16 protein-coding genes and 1 pseudogene are annotated in these 20337 nt (G+C 68.6%); 5 read left to right on the top strand and 12 right to left on the bottom strand.

Translation table 11 applies throughout. The features are described 5' to 3' along the window. Positions 1-16 precede the first annotated feature (16 nt). From queA to E0L17_RS01690, 4 genes and pseudogenes are all read right to left on the bottom strand, one after another. On the bottom strand, positions 17-1183 hold the full coding sequence (queA, locus tag E0L17_RS01705) for a tRNA preQ1(34) S-adenosylmethionine ribosyltransferase-isomerase QueA (protein ID WP_167929564.1): 1167 nt from the start codon (positions 1181-1183) through the stop codon (positions 17-19). Between the two features lie 214 nt (positions 1184-1397). Then, on the bottom strand, positions 1398-2372 hold the full coding sequence (locus E0L17_RS01700; RefSeq protein WP_167929563.1) for a magnesium transporter CorA family protein: 975 nt from the start codon (positions 2370-2372) through the stop codon (positions 1398-1400). Positions 2373-2555: 183 nt separating this feature from the next. Then, a pseudogene (locus tag E0L17_RS01695) lies at positions 2556-3155 on the bottom strand (epoxyqueuosine reductase QueH); the annotation flags it as partial. A 125-nt stretch (positions 3156-3280) separates the two neighbouring features. Further along, on the bottom strand, positions 3281-3811 hold the full coding sequence (locus tag E0L17_RS01690; protein WP_167929561.1) for a DUF3267 domain-containing protein: 531 nt from the start codon (positions 3809-3811) through the stop codon (positions 3281-3283). 165 nt (positions 3812-3976) lie between these two features. On the opposite strand from E0L17_RS01690, the gene E0L17_RS01685 reads away from it, so the two are divergent. Then, complete coding sequence (locus E0L17_RS01685; protein WP_167929560.1) at positions 3977-6004, top strand: class I tRNA ligase family protein; 2028 nt, start codon at positions 3977-3979, stop codon at positions 6002-6004. Positions 6005-6409: 405 nt separating this feature from the next. Beyond that, positions 6410-7903: a bifunctional alpha/beta hydrolase/GNAT family N-acetyltransferase gene (locus E0L17_RS01680; RefSeq protein WP_167929559.1), complete on the top strand. Its 1494-nt coding sequence runs from the start codon at positions 6410-6412 to the stop codon at positions 7901-7903. A 167-nt stretch (positions 7904-8070) separates the two neighbouring features. Here E0L17_RS01680 and E0L17_RS01675 read toward each other — a convergent pair whose 3' ends face one another. The 8 genes from E0L17_RS01675 to E0L17_RS01640 all read right to left on the bottom strand — a co-directional run bounded on the left by E0L17_RS01675 (position 8071) and on the right by E0L17_RS01640 (position 15371). Next, positions 8071-9462, bottom strand: coding sequence for a sensor histidine kinase (locus tag E0L17_RS01675; RefSeq protein WP_167929558.1), 1392 nt, complete (start codon positions 9460-9462; stop codon positions 8071-8073). Positions 9463-9513: 51 nt separating this feature from the next. Beyond that, the gene (locus E0L17_RS01670) at positions 9514-10212 is read right to left on the bottom strand and encodes a response regulator transcription factor (RefSeq protein ID WP_206108951.1); all 699 of its coding nucleotides are present in this window, start codon (positions 10210-10212) and stop codon (positions 9514-9516) included. Between the two features lie 20 nt (positions 10213-10232). Next, complete coding sequence (locus E0L17_RS01665) at positions 10233-10928, bottom strand: phosphate signaling complex PhoU family protein (protein ID WP_167929557.1); 696 nt, start codon at positions 10926-10928, stop codon at positions 10233-10235. Next, the gene (gene pstB, locus E0L17_RS01660) at positions 10928-11722 is read right to left on the bottom strand and encodes a phosphate ABC transporter ATP-binding protein PstB (RefSeq protein ID WP_167929556.1); all 795 of its coding nucleotides are present in this window, start codon (positions 11720-11722) and stop codon (positions 10928-10930) included. The genes E0L17_RS01665 and pstB overlap by 1 nt, the downstream gene beginning before the upstream one ends. An 11-nt stretch (positions 11723-11733) precedes the next feature. Further along, positions 11734-12540, bottom strand: coding sequence for a phosphate ABC transporter ATP-binding protein (locus tag E0L17_RS01655; protein WP_167929555.1), 807 nt, complete (start codon positions 12538-12540; stop codon positions 11734-11736). Further along, positions 12537-13466 (bottom strand): phosphate ABC transporter permease PstA, encoded by a 930-nt coding sequence (gene pstA / locus E0L17_RS01650; RefSeq protein WP_167929554.1) that lies wholly within the window; start codon positions 13464-13466, stop codon positions 12537-12539. The genes E0L17_RS01655 and pstA overlap by 4 nt, the downstream gene beginning before the upstream one ends. Further along, positions 13459-14358 (bottom strand): phosphate ABC transporter permease subunit PstC, encoded by a 900-nt coding sequence (gene pstC / locus E0L17_RS01645; protein WP_167929553.1) that lies wholly within the window; start codon positions 14356-14358, stop codon positions 13459-13461. Before pstC ends, pstA begins: the two co-directional genes overlap by 8 nt. A gap of 71 nt (positions 14359-14429) precedes the next feature. Beyond that, positions 14430-15371, bottom strand: a complete 942-nt coding sequence (locus E0L17_RS01640; protein ID WP_167929552.1) for a phosphate ABC transporter substrate-binding protein PstS family protein — start codon at positions 15369-15371, stop codon at positions 14430-14432. A 385-nt stretch (positions 15372-15756) separates the two neighbouring features. Here E0L17_RS01640 and E0L17_RS01635 point away from each other — a divergent pair, with 385 nt between their 5' ends. The 3 genes from E0L17_RS01635 to E0L17_RS01625 all read left to right on the top strand — a co-directional run bounded on the left by E0L17_RS01635 (position 15757) and on the right by E0L17_RS01625 (position 20334). Further along, positions 15757-17607, top strand: a complete 1851-nt coding sequence (locus E0L17_RS01635) for an ABC transporter ATP-binding protein (RefSeq protein ID WP_167929551.1) — start codon at positions 15757-15759, stop codon at positions 17605-17607. Then, the gene (locus E0L17_RS01630) at positions 17597-19621 is read left to right on the top strand and encodes an ABC transporter ATP-binding protein (RefSeq protein WP_167929550.1); all 2025 of its coding nucleotides are present in this window, start codon (positions 17597-17599) and stop codon (positions 19619-19621) included. The genes E0L17_RS01635 and E0L17_RS01630 overlap by 11 nt, the downstream gene beginning before the upstream one ends. A gap of 248 nt (positions 19622-19869) precedes the next feature. Beyond that, positions 19870-20334, top strand: a complete 465-nt coding sequence (locus tag E0L17_RS01625; protein WP_353652926.1) for a MarR family winged helix-turn-helix transcriptional regulator — start codon at positions 19870-19872, stop codon at positions 20332-20334. Positions 20335-20337: the final 3 nt, after the last annotated feature.

Below are 20337 nucleotides of genomic sequence, written 5' to 3'. Positions count from 1 at the left end.
GAGGCCCCGGGGCGCCCTACTCGATGAGCATCGCGTCGCCGAAGGAGAGGAAGCGGTAGCGCTCCTCGATGGCGGCGTCGTAGGCGGCCATGATCTGGTCGCGCGTGGCGAAGGCCGAGACGAGCATCATGAGCGTCGAGCGCGGCACGTGGAAGTTCGTGATCATCGCGTCCACCACGTGGAAGTCCGACCCCGGCATGAGGTAGAGGTTCGTGGTGGCGTTCTCGCGCGCCACGACGTCGCCCGTTCCGGCGGCACCCTCGAAGCGGCGCGCGGCCACGGGCGGCTCGCTCGGCGCGGCGCCCTCCTCCCAGGCGCTCTCCAGCGAGCGGACCGAGGTGGTCCCCACGGCGATCACGCGACGGCCCGCGGCCTTGGTGGCGTGCACGGCGTCGACGACCTCCTGGGGCACGTGATAGCGCTCGGTGTGCATGACGTGCTGCGTGGGGTCGTCCTCGGTGACCAGGCGGAAGGTGTCGATGCCCACCTCGAGCTCCACCGTCGCCCAGCCCACGCCCTTCTCGCGAATCCGCTCGATGAGCTCGGGCGTGAAGTGGAGGCCGGCCGTGGGCGCGGCGGCGGAGTGCTCCTCGCTCATGGCGTAGACGGTCTGGTACTTCTCGGGGTCGCCCTCGTACTGGGTGATGTAGGGAGGCAGCGGCACGTGGCCGGCGGCGTGGATCGCCTCGTCCAGCGTGCGCGGCGTGCCGTCGTCCTTCTCGCCCGCCGGCGAGAAGCGCACGAGACGGCCGCCCTTGCTGCCCTCGACGAAGTCGACGATCTCCCCGGTGAGCACGACCGGCGCCGACTCCGGGGCGTGCAGGCCGCCGGCGCGGTACTCGATCACGATGCCCGGCTGGCGCAGGCGCTTGCCGGGGTTGACCAGGCACTCCCAGACGCCGCCGAGCGGGTCCACGTCCTCGCGGCGCTTGAGCAGCAGCGTCTCGCAGACGCCGCCCGTGCCGCGCTTGCGGCCCACGAGGCGCGCCGGCATGACGCGCGTGCGGTTTGCCACGAGCAGGTCGCCGGGCTCGAGGTAGTCGAGGATGTCCGTGAAGCGACGGTGCTCGACGGAGCCGTCCTCGCGGTGCAGCACGAGCAGGCGGCAGGAGTCGCGCGGCTCGGCCGGAGCCTGGGCGATGAGCTCGTCGGGAAGCGGGTAGTCGAAGTCGTCGGTGCGCATGGGTTCCTCCTTGGTCCAGCGCACTACGATAGCACGCGCAGGGCGCCCGGCGTGAGGGCCCGCCACCGCAATCCTGGGCGAGCCGGGCGGGGCGCTCTCAATATGGTGCGGGCACTCCCGGAGGGCACTCGATGCGCCCGAGGCGTCTACCTGCAAATTTGGAGAGCGCACTCGCGAGTGCCCCCAACGAGTGCGGCCTGCATGGGGAACGCCGCTAGTGCCAGAGGCCCTTGCGGTTGAAGATCCAGGCGGCGACGAGGCAGCCGGCCACGGCGAGCAGGAGCGGGAACGCCCAGTTGTCGAGCAGCGGGACGCCCTCGAAGGGCAGCCCCACGTTCATGCCGTAGAAGCCGAAGACGATGTTCGGGATCGCCATGACGATCGTGATGACCGAGAGCACCTTCATCACGATGTTGAGGTTGTTGGAGATGATGCTCGCGAAGGCGTCCATCGTGCCGGAGAGGGTGCCCGAGTAGATGTTGGCCATCTCGATGGCCTGGTGCACCTCGACGAGCACGTCCTCGAGCAGGTCCTGGTCGTCCTCGTAGAGCGGGATGATGCGGCCCTGCGCGATCTTGTTGAGCGTGACCTCGTCGGACTTGAGCGACGTGGAGAAGTACACGAGCGACTTCTCGAGGTTGAGCATCTGGATGAGCTCCTCGTTTCGCACGGAGGCGTGCAGGCGGGCCTCCGTGCTGGAGGAGAGGCGGTCGATGCGGCGCAGGTAGACGAGGTAGAGCTGTGAGATGTGCAGCAGCATCTGCAGCAGGAAGCGCGTGCGGTAGCGCGTGTCCACGTTGCGGACGCGACCGCCCTTGAGGTCGTCCACGACCTCGTTCTCGCTGATCGAGATGGTCACGAACATGCCCTTCTCGGGCAGGAAGATCATCGTGAGGGGCATGGTGTCGTACGTGAGCGGGAGCGAGGTGCGCGCCGCGGTGCCGTCCTCGTCCACGACCGGGTAGTCCACGATGACGAAGATCTGGCGCGCGTCCTCATCGTAGTCGATGCGCGAGGTCTCCTCCTCGTCGAGGGCGGAGCGCACGAACTCCGGCAGGACGCCGATCTCGCGCTCAAGCCAGGCGCGCTCCTCCTCAGAGGGCGCCACGGCGTTGATCCAGCACCCCGGACACGGGGCCTCCGCTCTCGTAATGGTTCCGTTTGCGCCGGTCATCAGGCACTCGATCATTTTTCCACCGTCCTTCTCGCGAATCGGGTCCGTCGGGCCCTATCACGGTAGCCCAATCGGGCGCGAGGGGCGGGGCGGGGCGGGCGCCCTTGTCAAATCCTTACACGCGCGGCCGTCGACGAGGCGTCTGATTCTCTCGCGGCCCCGGCCCGGCGTGCAAAAGTGACTGTCCCCTTTGCACGCCTTGGCGCGCTTTCGGGCGTCGCGGGCCTCGTGGCGCTCGATGGCGGCCTCGGCGGCGGAGAAGCGGCAGCCGCAGTAGTTCTGGCGATACATTCCCAGCTCGCGGGACTCGCGCGTGGCCTCGGGGTAGAGGGGGCGGAAGTCGCGCCACACGGGGATGAGCCCGTAGCGCGGGGCCGTCGCGCGCAGGATCTCCCCGCAGGCGTCGAAGAGCTGGTACGGGGAGACCACGAGCGTCGTGGACACGTACGCAAAGCCCCGGTCGCGCCCCACGCGGCACGCCTCGGCGAGCCGCAGCGCGTAGCACGCCCGGCAGCGGCGCTCGCGGTCGAAGCCGGCGGGCGCGGCGGCGCGCTCCCAGGCGGCGCGGTCGTCCCCCGCCACGATGACGTCCACGTGGGCGACCTCCTCCGCCCAGGCGCGCAGCGTGTCCAGGCGGCGGCGCCACTCGGAGACGGGCTGGATGTTGGGGTTAGTCCAGCAGATCGTGGGCTCGAAGCCCTCCTCACGCAGCAGCTTCACCGGCTCGAGCGAGCAGGGGCCGCAGCAGGCGTGCAGCAGCAGCGGCACGCGCTCCCCCGCCGCGCCCGCTCCTCCGATTGTCGGTGATTTTTGCAGTGACCCCACGACACCCCTCCCCCGCGCGCTCGAAAAGGCCTGCTCAAAAAATGCCATCAAGGAGATAGTACTTGAGGCGCGCCGCGAAAATCACCGACAATCGCGGCTCAGCCCTCGGCGAGCAGGTCCAGGCCGACGTCCGTGTCACGGACGTGCGTGCACCCGGGCTCGCGCAGGGCAGCGGCGGCCATGATGAGGTCCCCGGCGCAGCCGGAGAGGTGAGCGCCCGCGAGGAGGACGGCGAGCGCCGGGCGGCCCGCGCAGAGCGCCGCCACCGCAAGCGCGCCGGTGACCAGGATCGCCGGGGCGAGCAGGACCGCCACCATGCGCCCACGGGACGTCACGGCACCGTCGGTCTTGGTGTAGAGGAAGGCGTCCTGGAAGCCGAAGCTCACGCGGCAGCCCGGACAGAGCAGCCTGAAGCCCGCGGCATGCACGAGCTCGTGGACCGGGAGCGCCACGAGCGTGCCCACGGCGAGCGCAACCCACCACCACACATCGACCCGCTCGTCGCCACGCACCGCGGCAACGGCCACGGCGAGCGCGATCGCCGCCACGACGAACGCGAGCGAGAGGCGCCCGACGCGTCGCTGCAGCCCCTCGTCCCCCAGGATGTCTATGCGCTCCACGAGTCTCATGGCACCCATTCTAGACGAGCCCGCGCGCCCGGGGACGGCATTGCCTAAAAGGGGCCTGGCCCCTTTTAGGCAAGGACGAGCCCGCGCGTCCGGGGACGGCACCCGTGCGCCCGAGCGTGAGAAGTGCGAGAATGGGATGCTGCAACCGAGCAATAAGGAGCGCCCATGCCCGAGACCAGCTCACGCCCGAGCTTCCCCCGCCGCGCCGTCATCACCGGCGGCATGCCCTACGGCAACAAGAACCTGCACTTCGGCCACATCGGCGGCGTCTTTGTGCCCGCCGACTTCTTCGCGCGGTTCCTCCGCGACCGCATCGGGCCCGAGAACGTGCTCTTCGTCTCCGGCACCGACTGCTACGGCTCCCCGATCGCGGAGGGCTTCCGCAAGAAGGTGGAGAACGAGGGCTACGAGGGCACGATCGAGGACTACGTCCGCGCCAACCACGACGCGCAGAAGGCCGCCCTTGACGCCTACGGCATCTCGCTCGACCTCTTCGCCGGCTCCGGCCTGGAGCCCGCGCGCGAGGTCCACGCCCGCCTCACCGACGAGCTGATCCGCCGCCTCCACGAGCGCGGCTACCTCCACCGTCGCACCACGCGCCAGTTCTACGACGTCGAGGCCGGGACCTTCCTCAACGGCCGCCAGGTGCAGGGCCGCTGCCCCGTGCGCGGCTGCAAGTCCGAGAAGGCCTACGCCGACGAGTGCGACCTCGGCCACCAGTTCGACCCCGAGGAGCTCATCGCCCCCGTCTCGCAGCTCACCGGCACCACGCCCGAGCTGCGCCCGGTCGACAACTGGTACTTCGACCTGCCCGCCTTCCGCGAGGAGCTCGAGCGCCTCATGGACGAGTGGGACGTCGACCCGCAGGTGCGCGCCGTGGTCACCAAGACCGTGCGCGAGAGCCTCGTCGACCCCGTTATCTATATCCAGACCAAGTTCCGCGAGGCCTACGACGCCGTCGCCGCGGAGCTCCCCGAGCACGTGCTCGCGGAGGCCGAGAAGGGCCAGCAGTCCTTCTCGCTCACCTTCTCCGGCTGGGAGGCGCGCGACGAGGCGCGCGAGAAGCTCGACGCCGCCGGCGTGCGCTTCCGCACGGGCAAGTGCCTGCTGCCGCTGCGCATCACCGGCAACATCGAGTGGGGCGTGCCCGCGCCTGACCTCGAGGGCAGCTCCGGGCTCACCGTGTGGGTGTGGCCCGAGAGCCTGTGGGCGCCCATCTCCTTCACGCAGACGGCGCTCGGCCTCGCCGAGGACGGCCGCTACTCCAGCCGCGACTGGCGCGACTGGTGGTGCTCCGAGGACGCGCGCGTCTACCAGTTCATCGGGCAGGACAACATCTACTTCTACTGCGTGGCGCAGCCGGCGCTCTGGGAGGCGCTCGGCTGGGGCCTCACGCAGGACGTCCCCGTTGCCAACTACCACATCCTGTTCATGAACAAGAAGGCCTCGAGCTCCGGCAAGATCACCCCGCCCATGGCCGCCGAGCTGCTGGAGCACTACACCCCCGAGCAGCTGCGCGCGCACTGGCTGTCCCTCGGCCTCGACCAGAAGGCCGTCTCCTTCAACCCCAAGGCGTTCGACACCTCCGTCAGCCACAAGGACAAGAAGACGGGCGAGGACGTGCTCGTGCGCGATGACCCGCGCGTGGTGGACCCCGCCCTCAAGGAGAGCGCCTTCCTCACCAACATCTTCAACCGCCTGGCGCGCTCGTGCTTCTACGGCGCCGCCAACGTCTGCGACGCGCACCTGCCCTCCGCGACGCCGTCGGCCGAGGCCGTTGAGGCCGCACGCGAGGCCGTGCTCGAGTTTGAGCGCCGCGCCTACGAGTTCGACGCCCATGGCGCGCTGGCGGTGGCCGAGGAGTTCTGCCGCGCGGCCAACAAGCGATGGGACGAGGCGTCCAAGGCCGCAAAGGGCGACGATGCCGCCTACGAGGCCGCACTCGCCGACGCCTTCGTCGCGCTGCGCACGACGGCGCTGCTCATGCACCCGGCCGTGCCCGCTGGCTGCGAGAGGATCTGCGAGCACATGGGCTTCTCGCCCGAGCTGTTCTTCTCGTGGGGGCACGCCCTCGAGGGACCGGTCGAGCTGGCGGCCTCGCTCGGGGAGGCGCCCGCGGAGCACAAGATCGTGCCGCTGCCGCCGCGCTTCGACTTCTTCGAGAAGCACCCGTCGCAGGTCAAGGGAAAGTAACGAGAAGAACGGGTGGTCTGCCGCCCCGTCCGCGCATAGCGTCGCGACGCCCCCGCAGCCTCATCCTGCGGGGGCGTCGCGACGCTCTTCTCACCAGTTCTGTCGCAAAGGCCCCGCAGCGGCGCTCCGCGGGGCCGTCGCGACGCTCTTCTCGCCAGTTCTGTCGCAAATCCCCCGCACGCCGGTCCTGCGGGGCCGTCGCGACATTTGGCACGGGAGGAACGTCGCGAATCCCCCGCAACTCAACTCCGCGGGGCCGTCGCGACGTTCTTCGCGGACGGGGCGTCGCCAATCCCCCGCACGCCGGTCCTGCGGGGCCGTCGCGACGCTTTCCGCCGAGCCGCGGCAGGGCGGGCGCAGCAGGCAGGCTATCATGTTCGAAGGCCAACAGGAGAAGGAGCCCCCATGCCCGTCGAGTTTCCGCCGGTACACGTCCCGCGTCCGTACGCACTCCCGCAGACCGCGCTCGCGGCGCGCGTCGAGTGCCCGATGCCCGACGGCGCCACGATCGTGGCCTGGACCTATGCGCCCGAGGGCGCGGCGGACACGCCGGGCACGCCCTTTGGCATCGACCTCGCCGTGCCGCCCGTCCTCATGCTGCATGGCAACGGCGAGGAGCACGGCATCTTCGGCCCCGTGATCGACGCCGTCTGCGCAACCGGCCGCTCCGTCGTGGCGCTCGACTCCCGCGCGCAGGGCGCGAGCACGCGTGGCACGGCGCGGCCGCTCACCTACGAGCTCATGGCGGCCGACGCCATCGAGGCCTGCGCTCGGCTGGGCGTGGGGCAGGCCCACGTGCTCGGCTTCTCCGACGGCGGCATCCTGGGGCTTCTCCTCGCGCGCGACTGGGGCGACCACGTCCTCAGCCTCACCGCGCTCGGGGCCAACCTCACCCCGGCGGGCCTGCCCAAGGAGGACACCGACTGGATGGCCTTCGCCGCGGCCGAGAACCGCCGCTGGGCCGAGGAGGGCTTCGAGGGCGCCGCGCTCGAGGACGGCACGCCGGTGCCCTCCCCCGCCGAGTCCGCGCAAATCGCCGAGCTCCTGCATCTCATGGTTGAGAACCCCCAGATAGACGCAGCCTCGCTCGCCTCCGTGAGCTGCCCCGTCACCGTGATGGTCGGGGAGTTCGACGAGATCCTCCCCGAGGAGACGGACCGCATCGTGGCGGCGATCCCCGGCGCCCGCAAGGTCGTGGAGCCCGGCATTGACCACAACCTGCCCAAGATGGCGCCCGCCGCCGTGGCGCGCGAGCTTCTGGCCACGGTCGGGAAGAACGACGTGAGACACCCCCGTCGCCCGATCGAGATGCCCGCCGGCCTCGCCGTCTGCCGCATCCCCATCTCCGGGCTCTGGGCGGAGAAGCTCGACGAGCTCTACCGGCGCGTGGACGCCGAGCCCGGGACCTCGGGCTGGGTTCAGGACGTGTGGCCGCCCGTCGGGATGGCGGCGGAGCTGCTGGCCGCCGGCGTGTACTGGGGCACCTTCGACTCCACGGCCGTCCGCGACGGCAGGCCCGCGGACGACGCCGCCCTTCTCGGCGCCGTGGCCGTGAACCACGACGCGGACATGGGGGACGGCAACGCCCCCGGGCACGGCTCCGGCCTCGGCGGCCCCTCCTGGGAGAGGCAAGCCGAGAAGGACGTGGCGTGCTGGCACCTCCTCGCGGCAGACCCCGCCGCCCGCGGCCGCCACGTGGCCGACGCCCTTCTCGCCGCCGGCGTGCGCGGCGCGCGGGAGATCGGCGCCCGCGCGGTGCGCCTCAACACGAGCGTGGCCAACGTGCCCGCAAACGCGCTCTACGCCAGCCGCGGGTTCATGCGGCACCGCCCGCTCTGGCTCCCCTACCCGGGGCTGCCCCTGCCCGGATGGACCAACCTCTGGGAGCTGGAGCTGTAGCGCGTCCGGGGGGCGCCCCGTCCCACGCGGCCCTGGCGCCTCCATATCAAATCTGGCCGCGGATTTCTGGCACTTTGGGGCCCGTTTTGAGCCCGGAAAGTGCCGGAAATCCGCGGCCAGATTTGATATCCCCTCCCCAGCGGGAGCGCGTGGCGAGAAGGACGCGCCTACTGCCTGGGGAACGTCACCGTGATCGTGGTGCCCTTGCCGACCGTGCTGTCGAGCCGGATGTCCGCACCGTGGTAGGTGGCGGCGTGCTTGACGATGGCCAGGCCCAGGCCCGTTCCGCCCATGTCGCGGCTCCGCCCCTTGTCCACGCGGTAGAAGCGCTCGAAAACCTTGTCCTGCGCCTCGGGCGGGATGCCGATCCCGGTGTCGCTCACGCGCAGGCAGGGGCGGCCACCCTGCGGCAGCACCCACACGAAGACGCGCCCGCCCGGGTGGTTGTAGCGGATGGCGTTCTCGATGAGGTTGCTCACGAGCTCGTCGAGCAGGCGGGCGTTGCCCATGATGGGCGTGGAGACGCCGGAGAGCGAGATCGTGACCTCGTACTTGCGCTGCGCCCTGCCCCGCATGCGCTCCACCGCGTCGGACGCGACGGAGAGGAGGTCCACGCGCTCGGCGGCGCCGAAGAGCTCGCGGTCGCCCGAGCGCTCCGACTCGTCGAGGCGGGAGAGCGTGAGGATGTCGCTCACCAGGAGCGACAGGCGGTGCGCGTCCTTGTAGATGCGGCCGGCGAAGCCCTGGACATCCTCGGGCCGGGCGATGCCGTCGCGGATGAGCTCGGCCGCGCCCTGGATGGAGGCGATGGGCGTCTTGAGCTCGTGCGTCACGTTGGCCGTGAAGTCCCGCCGCATGTCGGCGGCGTCCTGGATGGCGTTCATGCGCTGAACGAGCTCCTTGTGCTGCTCGTTGAGGCGGCTCACGAGCGGGTCGAGCTCCTCGTAGGGCGCCACGCCGTCGCCGGAGGCCGGGTCGATCTCGAGGATCGGACGCACGAAGCGCCGGGAGAGGCGGCGTGAGACCACCCAGCTCGCCCCCACGAGCAGGACGGCAAGCCCGCAGAGCATCGCCAGGTCCTGGAAGAGGAAGGCGACGACCCCGGCGCGGTCCACGGACAGTCGGACCACCTCGCCGGACTCGAGCCGCACGGCCTCGTAGAGGCTCATGTACCCGACGGTGTCGCTCGAGCGCTCGGAGGAGCCCGCGCCCTCGGCGAGCGCGGCGGCCACCTCGGGACGCTCGGCGTGGTTGGGCAGGGCGGCGGCGTCGGCGCCCGAGTCGTAGGTGACGGTCCCGTCAGGGCTGACGAGGGTCACGCGGATGTCCCCCATGTCCAGCTCGCCGAGGACGGTCGTGTCGTCCTCGGCGAGGTCCAGCAGCGAGGCGATGGTGCGGCACTCGCTCGCGAGCTGCTCGTGCTCGTCGGAGAGGAAGGCGGACTGATAGATGAGGGAGGCCGCCGCGGTAACCGCGACGGCCACGAGGGCGCACGCCACGACGAGCGCCACGAACATGCGATGCGAGAGCGAACCCTTTGCCCCGGGCTCCCGAGTCATGGCACCCCTCCTCAGATCATGACGAACGACCCGGACACCTCTGTCAGGTTATCACCCGCGGGCGCGGTAGCCCACGCCGCGGACGGTCTCGATGAGATCCGAGGCGTCGCCGAGCTTGGCGCGGATCTGCTGCACGTGGACGTCCACGGTGCGGGAGCCGCCGTCGAAGTCCCAGCCCCAGACGCGCTGGAGGAGCGTCTCGCGGGAGAACACCACGCCGGGCGAGCGCATGAGGAACTCCAGCAGGTCGAACTCGCGCATGGTGAGCTGCACCTCCTGGCCGTCGACCGTCACCTCGCGGCGGTCGGGCCAGAGGGTGACGCCGCCGATCGAGAGCGCGGCGGGCTCCTCCCGCACCGCCTGCTCGCGGGCGGCGCGTCTCAGGAGGGCGCGCGTGCGGCTCACCATCTCCATCATGCCGAAGGGCTTGGAGAGGTAGTCGTCGGCACCGGAGTCGAGCGCCTTCACGGTATCGAGCTCGGTGTCCTTGGCGGTGAGCATCATGACGGGCACGTGGGAGAGGCCCGGGGTCCGGCGCAGGCGCGCCAGGATCTGGAGGCCGTCGGTGTCGGGCAGCATGATGTCGAGAAGGACGGCGTCGGGCGTGCGCTCGGCGCAGGCGCGGCGGAACTCGGCGTCGTCGGCGCAGCCGCGCGCCTCGATGCCGCCCTGGCCCAGCGCATAGACCGTGAGCTCACGGATGTTCTTGTCGTCCTCGACGTAGTAGACCACGCTGCCCGCCTTCCCCATCGCGTCCTCGACTCTCGATTCTACTGCTCCGCGGGAGCCTGCTGCTGGCTCGCCTTCTCGGCGACGGTGTGCTCCCCCGTCACGCGGAAGACGGCCCAGGCGGCGATGCGCTTGGCGAGGTCTCCCATGCGCTCGAAGTACTTGGCCACCATGAGCAGCTCGGGCAGGTACTGGGCGGAGGACTTGCCGTCGCGGATGAGGCCCACGAGCTTCTCCTCCGCCTCGGCGTAGAGGTCGTTCACGGCCGTGTCGGCCTCCATGACCTGCTGGGCCTTCTCCACGTCGGAGGTGCAGAAGGCGTCGACGGCCTTGTCCACCATGTTGGCGGCGTAGGCGGAGAGCGTCGTGAACTCCTTCTCGAGCTTCTTCGCGGCCTTGGCGGGGATGTCCTCGGCCAGGAAGACCGCGTCGCGCGTCATGGAGTCGATGTGCGAGAGGTCGCTCACCATGCGGAAGGATCCCGAGACGAAGCGCAGGTCGACGCCGATGAGCGGCTGCTGGAGCAGCATGATGTCGAGGCAGGTGTTCTCGATCGCGGAGCGCAGGCGGTCCTCCGCCTTGCGGCCCTCCATGACGCCCTCCGCGGCGCCCCTGTCCCCCGTCACGGCGAGACCGGCGGCGCGGACGTCCGCCACGGTCTTCTCGCTGAAGCGGCGGATGAGGACCTCGACCTCGTTGAGCTGGTCGGTGAACTTGGTGCGGGTGCTGATGACCATTAGCTGAACCTCCCTGAGAGATACTCTTGCGTGCGCTGCTCCCTGGGGTTGCCGAAGAGCTCGCGCGTGGGGCCCTCCTCGATGAGCTCGCCCAGATAGAAGAAGGCGGTCTTGTCGGCCACGCGGGCGGCCTGCTGCATGTTGTGGGTGACGACGACCACGGTGTGGTCGGTGGCGAGCTCGCTCATGAGCTGCTCGACCATGCTCGTGGAGATGGGGTCGAGGGCGGAGGTGGGCTCGTCCATGAGCAGGATGTCCGGGTCGGTGGCGAGGGCGCGGGCGATGCAGAGGCGCTGCTGCTGGCCGCCGGATAGGCCCAGGCCGCTCTTGTTGAGGTCGTCCTTGACCTCGTCCCAGAGGGCGGCGCGCGTGAGGCAGCGCTCGCAGATCTCGTCGCCCTCGGACTTGGAGATGCGGCGCTGGCGCCTGGGGCCGTAGAGGATGTTCTCGCGGATGCTCATGGGGAACGGGTTGGGGTGCTGGAAAACCATGCCCACGTAGACGCGCAGGGCGTTGGAGTCCATCTGGAAGATGTCCTGGCCGCCGAACTCGATCGTGCCCTCGGTGCGCACGGACTCGACGAAGTCGCACATGCGGTTGAAGGTGCGCAGCAGCGTGGACTTGCCGCAGCCGGAGGGGCCGATGAAGGCCGTGGCGCGGTTCTTGGGAATCTCGAGGTTGACGCCCTTGAGCGCCTGGAAGTCGCCGTACCAGAGGTTGAAGTCGCGGACGCTGATGGCCGTCTCCGCGCCCTCGATGCCGCGCTGGGCGTTCTGGGTGTTATCCGTGTCCATGATGCCTCCCATCAGCCGAAGCGGCCCGTAAGGTAGTCGACCAGGCGCTGGTCGTGCGGATCGGAGAAGATCTGCTGCGTGGTGCCCGTCTCCACCATGTCGCCCACGTAGAAGAAGGCGGTGCGGTCGGAGACGCGCGTGGCCTGCTCCATGTTGTGCGTGACGATGATCTCGCAGATGCCGCTCGAGGCGATGTCGCGGATGGTCTCCTCGATGGCGAAGGTGGAGATGGGGTCGAGCGCCGAGCAGGGCTCGTCGAAGAGGACCACGTCGGGCTTCATCGCGAGCGTGCGCGCGATGCAGAGGCGCTGCTGCTGGCCGCCGGAGAGGGCGTGGGCGGACTGGCGCAGCTTGTCCTTGACCTCGTCCCAGAGCGCCGCCTGCCGAAGCGACGTCTCCACGAGCTCGTCCTCCTCGGCCTTGGTCCTCACGCGGCCGTGCTTCTTGGGCGCGAAGAGGATGTTCTCGCGGATGGACTTGCGGAAGGGCGTGGGCTGCTGGAAGACCATGCCGATGGACTTGCGCAGCTCGAAAAGGTTCTCCTTGGGCGTGTTGATGTCATGCCCGTGATAGAGGATCTCGCCGCCGATCGAGCACTTGGGGATCTCTCGGTTCATGAGGTTGAGGCAGCGCAGGAACGTGGACTTGCCGCAGCCTGAGGGGCCGATGAGGGCGGTGACCTGGCCGGACTCAAAGGTGAGCGAGGTCTTGTGGAGCGCCTCGTGCGTGAGGTCGTAGGTGACGGTCACGTCCTTGGTGCGCAGCAGCGGCACGTTCTTCTCGCCTGTCGGGGCTGCCGGGGTGATGGTGTCGGTCATTCTGCGGTCAGCCTCCTCGAGAGGAGCTTGCCGAGCAGGCGGGCAAGCAGGTTGAACAGGAGCACGCAGGCGAGAAGGACCGTCGCGGTGCCCCAGACGATCTCCGTGGAGCCGGCCGTGGGCTCGGAGGTGAGTCGCCAGATGTAGACGGCGAGCGAGCAGGCCGGGCGGAAGATGTTGAACGGGCAGGTGGGGCTCACGAAGTTGAACGGGTTCGCGAAGTTCAGGCGCGCCGGGGCGGAGCCCGCGGTGAAGATGAGCGCGGCGGCCTCGCCGAACACGCGGCCGGCGGAGAGCACGATGCCGGTCACGATGGCGGGCATGGCGGCGGGGAGAAGGACGTTGATCGTGGTCTCCCAGCGCGTGAGCCCCATGGCGAGCGCGGCGTCACGCTGGCTGCGCGGAACGTCCTCGAGCGCCTGCTGGATGGTGCGCACCAGGATGGGGATGTTGAACATCGTGAGCGCGCACGCGCCGGCGAGGATGGAGATCTTCCAGCCGAGCGTCACCACGAAGAAGAGGGAGCCGAACATGCCCACCACGATCGAGGGAAGCGAGGAGAGCGTCTCGATGGCCGTCTTGGCCGCCGAGGTGACCCAGTTGTCCGGCGCGTACTCGACGAGGAAGATGGCCGCGCCGAGCGAGATGGGGACCGAGATCACGAGCGTGACGAGCAGCAGGTAGAACGAGTCCCACAGCTGGTAGACGATGCCGGGGAGCACGTCGTCGTTGTAGGGGTTGGTGAGGAACCCCGGCGTGAGCGCGCGCCCGGCGCCGCGGACGAGGATGTAGGCGATGATCGCCACGACGAGCAGCATGACCAGGCCCACGATGACGGTGAGGACGCCGGTCGCGACCTTGTCCTGGGAGTTGATGCGCTTGACGTGGGCGTCCAGGGAGAGCGCGCGGCTGTTCTCGCTAGCCATTGGCCTTCGCCCCCTTCCGGCCGATGAGGTGGATGATCAGGATGAAGACGAGCGACATGGCCAGAAGGATCAGGCCGAGCGACCACAGCGCGTGGTAGTAGACCGAGCCGGAGGTCGCGTTGGAGAGGCCGGCGGTGAGCGCTGCCGTGAGCGTGGAGGCCGGGTCGAGAAGGCCGGTGGGCATGGAGCGCTCCACGCCGCCGATGACCATCTGGACGGCGAGGGTCTCGCCGAAGGCGCGGGTCATGCCCAGGATGACGGCCGTCATGAGCGAGGGCGTGGCGCTCTTGAGGACCACGTGCCAGACCGTCTGCCAGCGGGTGCAGCCGAGGGCGTAGGAGCCCTCGCGGTACTGGTTGGGCACGGCGCGCAGCGCGTCCATGGAGAGCGTGGTGATCGTCGGCAGGATCATGATGGCGAGCACGAGCGAGCCGGAGAGGATGCCCGCACCGGTGGGCGCCGCCTCGCCGAAGACGGCCTTGATGAGCGAGTTGATCACGTAGAGGCCGAGCACACCGTAGACGACCGACGGGATGCCCACGAGAAGCTCGATGAACGGCTGGAAGACGCGGCGGCCGAAGCCGGGGGCCACCTCGACGACGAAGATCGCGGAGCCGATGGCGATGGGCAGGGCGAAGACGGTCGAGAGCAGCGTGACGGCGAAGGAGCCCACGATCATCGGGAGGGCGCCGTAGCGCTCCTGCTCGGGGATCCAGTTCTGGCCGAAGAAGAAGTCAATCGGGTTGATGCCGTCGACGAAGAACGTGGTGAGACCCTGCTGGGCGACCATGAAGATCAGCGTGACGACGACGAGGGCCACGAGCGCGACGCAGAAGCCCGTGATCCCCAGTCCGATGTTCTCGAGCCTCCGCTTGGGCATGAGGTTTGCCATATGGAGGAGCCTTTCTCATAGCGCGGCGGCATCCCACAGGGGGATGCCGCCGAAGGGAGGGAGAATCCGTGCTAAGCGGCGGTGATGTTGCCGTCGGCGTCCTTCTTGACCTGCATGTCGGTCATGGGGATGAAGCCCTCCTCCACGACCGTGGCCGCGAAGTCCTCGGACATCATGAACTCGATGAAGGCCTTGGTCACGGCAGCCGTGGACTCGTCCTCGTCCTCGCGGGTGTACATGTGCTCGTACGCCCAGATGGTGAAGTCGCCGGACTCGACGTTGGCCTGCGTGGGCTCGACGCCGTCGACGGTGAGGGCCTTGACGCCGTCGTTCTCCATGTAGTTGAAGGCCACGTAGGAGATGGAGCCGGCGGTGGCGGCAACCTGCTCCACGACGGTGCCCGAGGAGTCTACCTCGGCGACCGGACGGAAGCTGTCCGGGGCGACCTCGCCGCCGAGGACGGCGGCCTCGAAGGTGGCGCGGGTGCCGGAGCCGGCCTCGCGCTGGATGACCTGGATGGTGCCGGCGGTGCCGCCCACCTCGGACCAGTCGGTGATCTGGCCGAGGAAGATGCCCTTGAGCTGGTCGAGCGTGAGGTCGTCGACGTCGACCTCGGCGTTCACGATCGGGCCCATGCCCACGATGCAGACCTGGTTGTCGACGAGGCCCTCGCACTGCTCGGGCTCGAGCTTCTCCTCGGCGTAGACGTCGGAGCGGCCGATCTGGACCGAGCCCTCGGCGATCTGGGAGAGTCCCTGGCCGGAGCCGCCGGCGGAGATGGCGATGGAGACGTCGGGGTTGGCCTCGCAGAAGGCGTCGGAGGCCTTCTCCACGAGCGGCTGGAACGAGGTCGCGCCGGAGCAGGAGATGGAGCCGACGAGCGCGGCCTCGCCGGAGGCGTCGCCCTCGGGGGCGGCGTCACCGGACCCACCGCAGCCGACGAGGCCGAGGCCGGCCACGGCGGCGACGGCGCCGGAGAGGCCGAGGAACTGACGACGAGAGATATCAGACATGGTTCTCCTTCCCAAGGATGTGGGCCCGGGGTCCCCGACCCCCGGCCGTGTCAAGTGCATCCTAGGGCGGCGCGCTTTTCTCCCCGCCCTGATCGGCCATCTCTTACGGGGGGCTGACGGCGGCTTACATTTGACTTACAAACGTTGGAGCGTTTGTAAGCTCGCGCCAAGACGAGCTTACAAATGGCCCCAAGCTTGGGTTTTCCCGTTGGCGCGCCTTACAAACGGCGCCGACCGTGCAAAAGTGCCTGTCCCCTTTGCACGCCGAGTGTAAAGGGGACAGGCACTTTTGCACGGTTTGAAGGTACCGTGCGAATATTCTCACGGTACCTTGAAATGTTCTGTGGCGCGTCGCACAATTGCTCTCTGTGTCGAAAGGAGTCATATGAAGAAAAAGAAGGAAGGGCAGGGGCTCACCGGCCGCGAGGTCATAGGCACCCTCAAGGGGAGCATCCGCGAGTTCAAGGGGGCCTCGATCGCCACGCCGATCATCGTCTCCGGCGAGGTCGTGATGGAGGTCGCCATCCCCTTCGTGACCGCCCAGCTCATCAACTCAATCCAGGCGGGGGCCACCCTGGGGGAGATGCTCCCCTACGCGGGCGTCCTCGTGGCGATGGCGCTCGCGTCCCTCTGCTTTGGCATCGGCGCCGGCGTCACCTGCAGCCAGGCGAGCTGCGGCCTGGCCATGAACCTGCGCCACGACGTCTTTGCCGCGGTGCAGCGCTTCAGCTTCGCCAACATCGACCAGTTCTCGTCGAGCTCGCTCGTGACGCGCCTCACCACGGACATCACCAACGTGCAGCTCGCCTACATGATGGTCATCCGCACCGCCATCCGCTGCCCGTTCCTGCTTCTGGCGGGCATCGTCATGGCGTTCATCATGGCGGGACCCCTGGCGCTCGTCTTCGTGATCATCGTGCCGATCCTGGGCTTCGGCCTCTACAAGGTCGTGCGCACCGTGCACCCGATCTTCCGCTCGGTCTTCCACAAGTACGACGCCCTCAACGAGTCCATCGAGGAGAACGTCACCGGCATGCGCGACGTCAAGAGCTACGTTCGCCAGGACTATGAGAAGGAGAAGTTCGGCCGCGCCGCCCAGGACGTCTGCGCGGACTTCACCCGCGCCGAGAAGATCCTCGCGCTCAACACGCCGATGATGAACTTCGCCGTGTACACCGTCTTCGCCGTGACCCTGCAGTTCGGCAGCTACCTCATCATCTCGAGCCAGGGCAGCCTGCTGAACGTCGGCCAGCTCTCGGCGCTCACCACCTACGGCTTCATGATCCTCATGGCCCTCATGATGGTCTCGATGGTCTTCGCCATGATCACGATGGCCCAGGAGAGCGCCGAGCGCATCTGCGAGGTGCTGCGCACCGAGCCCACGATCAAGAACCCCGCCCACCCCGAGACCGAGATGCGCGACGGCTCGATCGACTTCGACAACGTGACCTTCAAGTACTCCGAGAAGGCCGAGCACCGCGCCCTCGCGGAGATCGACCTGCACATCAAGAGCGGCGAGACCATCGGCGTCATGGGCGGCACGGGCTCCGCAAAGACGTCGCTCGTGAACCTCATCAGCCGCCTCTACGACGTCACCGAGGGCTCCGTCAAGGTGGGCGGCGTGGACGTGCGCGACTACGACCTCGAGTTCCTGCGCAACAACGTGGCCGTGGTCCTGCAGAAGAACGTGCTCTTCTCGGGCACCATCAAGGAGAACCTGCGCTGGGGCAACCCGGACGCCACCTACGACGAGCTCGTCGAGGTCTGCAAGCTCGCCCAGGCCGACGAGTTCATCCAGCAGCTGCCCAAGAAGTACGACTACTACATCGAGCAGGGCGGCACCAACGTCTCCGGCGGCCAGAAGCAGCGCCTGTGCATCGCGCGCGCCCTGCTGAAGCACCCCAAGGTGCTGATCCTCGATGACTCCACCTCCGCCGTGGACACCAAGACCGACGCGCTCATCCGCGAGGGCCTCAAGTCCTACCTGCCCGAGGCCACCAAGATCATCATCGCCCAGCGCGTGAGCTCGGTGCAGGACGCCGACCGCATCCTCGTGCTCGACAACGGCCACGTTGCCGGCCTCGGCACGCACGAGGAGCTGCTCGAGAGCTGCCCGTTCTACCGCGACACCTACCTCGCGCAGAACCGCACGAGCCAGGAGGGCGCTGGCGAGAAGGACGGGGCGCCCGCCGTGCCCGCCACGCCCACGAAGGGAGGTGAGGCGGATGGCCGCTAACAACAACTCCGCCGAGAACATCCTCAAGAACGTGACCGGCTCCAACCAGCCCACCGAGCCCGAGCGCGAGCCGGAGCGCCAGAACGTCGCCGGCCGCCAGGTCGCCCGACCGCAGAGGCGCGGGGGCCGCGGCAGGACGCTCGGCCGCCTCATCAAGATGCTCTTCTCGTTCTATCCCAGGATGCTCCCGCTCGTGATCCTGTGCATCGTGGTTTCGGCCGTGCTCTCGGCCCTGCCCGCCACGTTCATGCAGCGCACGCTCGAGATCGTGACCGCCCACTGGGAGGGCGGCGACTGGGAGGCCGTCGCCGGCCAGATCGGCTCGCTCGTGCTCACGCTCGTGGGCATCTACGTGGTGTCGCTCGTGCTCAGCTTCACCTGGACCCGCGCGATGGCCATCATCACGCAGGGCTCGCTCGAGAAGTTCCGCGAGCGGCTCTTCGGCCACATGCAGGACCTGCCGATCAGCTACTTCGACCAGCACCAGCGCGGCGACATCATGAGCCACTACACCAACGACATCGACGCCCTGCGCCAGATGATCGGCCAGTCGCTGCCCAACATCACGCTCACCTTCGTCACCCTCATCTCGGTCTTCTCGGTGATGATCTACTACAGCGCGTGGATGGCCGCGGTCATCGTGGCGGGCGTCCTGTTCATGTCGTACATGACCAAGGTGCTGGGCTCTCGCTCCGCGCGCAACTTCGTGGCGCAGCAGAAGGAGATCGGCGTCGTGGAGGGCCACGTCGAGGAGGTCATGAACGGCCAGCGCGTGGTCAAGGTCTTCTGCCACGAGGACGCCGCCCAGGACGACTTCGACGTGCTCAACCGCAGGCTCTTCGAGGCGAGCCGCGCCGCCAACATGTACACCAACACGCTCGGCCCCATCCTCATGAACCTCGGCAACCTGATCTACGTCATCGTGGCGCTCGTGGGCGGCGTGTTCATCGAGACCGGCGTGCCCAACCTCTCCATCTCGGGCCTGCCCTTCTCGATTGCCGTCACGGCGCCGTTCCTCAACATGACCAAGCAGTTCGCCGGCCAGATCGGCCAGATCTCCCAGCAGATCAACTCCGTGGTCATGGGCCTCGCGGGCGCCGAGCGCATCTTCGAGCTCATGGACGAGCCCGTGGAGCAGGACGAGGGCTACGTGGAGCTCGTGGCCTGCACCATCGACCGCGAGGGCAACGTCACCGAGTGCGACCGCCGCTCCGAGAACTGGGCCGGCCAGTGGGCGTGGCGCCACCCGCACGGCGACGGGTCGCTCACCTACACCCCGCTCGCGGGCGACGTGCGCCTCTTCGACGTCGACTTCGCCTACCGCAAGGGCCACACCGTCCTGCACGACGTGAGCGTGTGGGCGAAGCCCGGCCAGAAGGTCGCCTTCGTCGGCGCCACCGGAGCGGGCAAGACCACGATCACGAACCTCATCAACCGCTTCTACGACATCGAGGACGGCAAGATCCGCTACGACGGGATCAACATCAACAAGATCAAGAAGAGCGACCTGCGCCGTTCCCTGGGCGTGGTGCTCCAGGACGTGAACCTCTTCACGGGCACCGTCATGGACAACATCCGCTTCGGACGGCTCGACGCCACCGACGAGGAGTGCATGGCCGCGGCGCGCCTCGTGGGCGCCGACGGCTTCATCAAGCGCCTTCCGGACGGCTACAACACGATGCTCACGGACAACGGCTCCAACCTGTCCCAGGGCCAGCGGCAGCTCCTCTCCATCGCCCGCTGCGCCGTGGCGGACCCGCCCGTCATGATCCTCGACGAGGCCACGTCCTCCATCGACACGCACACCGAGGCCATCGTCCAGCGCGGCATGGACGCGCTCATGACCGGGCGCACGACGTTCGTCATCGCGCACCGCCTCTCGACGGTGCAGAACTCCGACGCGATCATCGTCCTGGACCACGGCCGCATCATCGAGCGCGGCAGCCACGACGAGCTCATCGCCAAGAGGGGCACGTACTACCAGCTCTACACCGGAGCCTTCGAGCTCGAGTAGCGAGAAGGACCTCGCACGGGTCGGCCGGCCCCGGCATCCCTCGAGAAGCGCGCTGCGCGGAGCTTCTCCTCGGGATGCCGGGGCCGGCCGTCTTCGGTTCTCGCTGCGACCGTCCTGATATCTGATGCGACGTTGGGTCGCATCGCTCGGTACCGTGAGATTTTTCGCATGGTACCTTGACTTCCCCGCGCGAGGGTCTCAGAGTGTGGTCTGGAACGTTTTCAGATTCGGGAAGGAAGGAGGCTGCCGTGTGTGAGAAGGGGGACGACGAGCGGCCGGAGAGCGAGGCGCTGCACATCATGCGCAACCTCGGGTACTTTGGCTACTACCTCCACGTGCACTGGGGCGGCAGGAACGGGAAGCAGCACATCCTCGTGGAGCTTCTCGCCCACGAGGGGAGGATGACGCAGCGCGACCTCCAGGAGGCGTCGTGCATCACGTCCGCCTCGCTCTCCGAGGTCATCGCCAAGCTCGAGGCCGAGGGCCTCGTCGAGCGAGAGCGCTCGGAGACCGACCGCCGCCAGCTCACGGTGACGCTCACCGGGCCGGGGACGGAGCGGGCGCGCGAGGTGCTGCGCACGCGCGAGGAGTTCGAGAGGCTCGCCTTCGACTGCCTCTCCCCCGAGGAGACCGCGCAGCTCGCCAGCACGCTCGACCGCGTGGCCGCCCGCTGGATGGAGATCGAGGCCGAGAAGAGGGGTGACGACCGATGAGCC

Source organism: Olsenella sp. SW781 (assembly GCF_012027725.1).
Lineage (GTDB): Bacteria > Actinomycetota > Coriobacteriia > Coriobacteriales > Atopobiaceae > Thermophilibacter.
Note: the sequence above shows the minus strand (reverse complement) of the source record. Positions and strands in the feature narration are given on the sequence as shown.

What these genes read in the sequence shown, in the direction of transcription:
- pstB (WP_167929556.1), bottom strand. Translation starts at nt 11,722, where the DNA reads ATGGACACGGATAACACCCAGAACGCCCAGCGCGGCATCGAGGGCGCG.
- E0L17_RS01635 (WP_167929551.1), top strand. Translation starts at nt 15,757, where the DNA reads ATGAAGAAAAAGAAGGAAGGGCAGGGGCTCACCGGCCGCGAGGTCATA.
- E0L17_RS01675 (WP_167929558.1), bottom strand. Translation starts at nt 9,462, where the DNA reads ATGACTCGGGAGCCCGGGGCAAAGGGTTCGCTCTCGCATCGCATGTTC.
- E0L17_RS01680 (WP_167929559.1), top strand. Translation starts at nt 6,410, where the DNA reads ATGCCCGTCGAGTTTCCGCCGGTACACGTCCCGCGTCCGTACGCACTC.
- E0L17_RS01690 (WP_167929561.1), bottom strand. Translation starts at nt 3,811, where the DNA reads ATGAGACTCGTGGAGCGCATAGACATCCTGGGGGACGAGGGGCTGCAG.
- pstC (WP_167929553.1), bottom strand. Translation starts at nt 14,358, where the DNA reads ATGGCAAACCTCATGCCCAAGCGGAGGCTCGAGAACATCGGACTGGGG.
- E0L17_RS01630 (WP_167929550.1), top strand. Translation starts at nt 17,597, where the DNA reads ATGGCCGCTAACAACAACTCCGCCGAGAACATCCTCAAGAACGTGACC.
- E0L17_RS01655 (WP_167929555.1), bottom strand. Translation starts at nt 12,540, where the DNA reads ATGACCGACACCATCACCCCGGCAGCCCCGACAGGCGAGAAGAACGTG.
- E0L17_RS01685 (WP_167929560.1), top strand. Translation starts at nt 3,977, where the DNA reads ATGCCCGAGACCAGCTCACGCCCGAGCTTCCCCCGCCGCGCCGTCATC.
- E0L17_RS01640 (WP_167929552.1), bottom strand. Translation starts at nt 15,371, where the DNA reads ATGTCTGATATCTCTCGTCGTCAGTTCCTCGGCCTCTCCGGCGCCGTC.
- pstA (WP_167929554.1), bottom strand. Translation starts at nt 13,466, where the DNA reads ATGGCTAGCGAGAACAGCCGCGCGCTCTCCCTGGACGCCCACGTCAAG.
- E0L17_RS01665 (WP_167929557.1), bottom strand. Translation starts at nt 10,928, where the DNA reads ATGGTCATCAGCACCCGCACCAAGTTCACCGACCAGCTCAACGAGGTC.
- E0L17_RS01700 (WP_167929563.1), bottom strand. Translation starts at nt 2,372, where the DNA reads ATGATCGAGTGCCTGATGACCGGCGCAAACGGAACCATTACGAGAGCG.
- E0L17_RS01670 (WP_206108951.1), bottom strand. Translation starts at nt 10,212, where the DNA reads ATGGGGAAGGCGGGCAGCGTGGTCTACTACGTCGAGGACGACAAGAAC.
- queA (WP_167929564.1), bottom strand. Translation starts at nt 1,183, where the DNA reads ATGCGCACCGACGACTTCGACTACCCGCTTCCCGACGAGCTCATCGCC.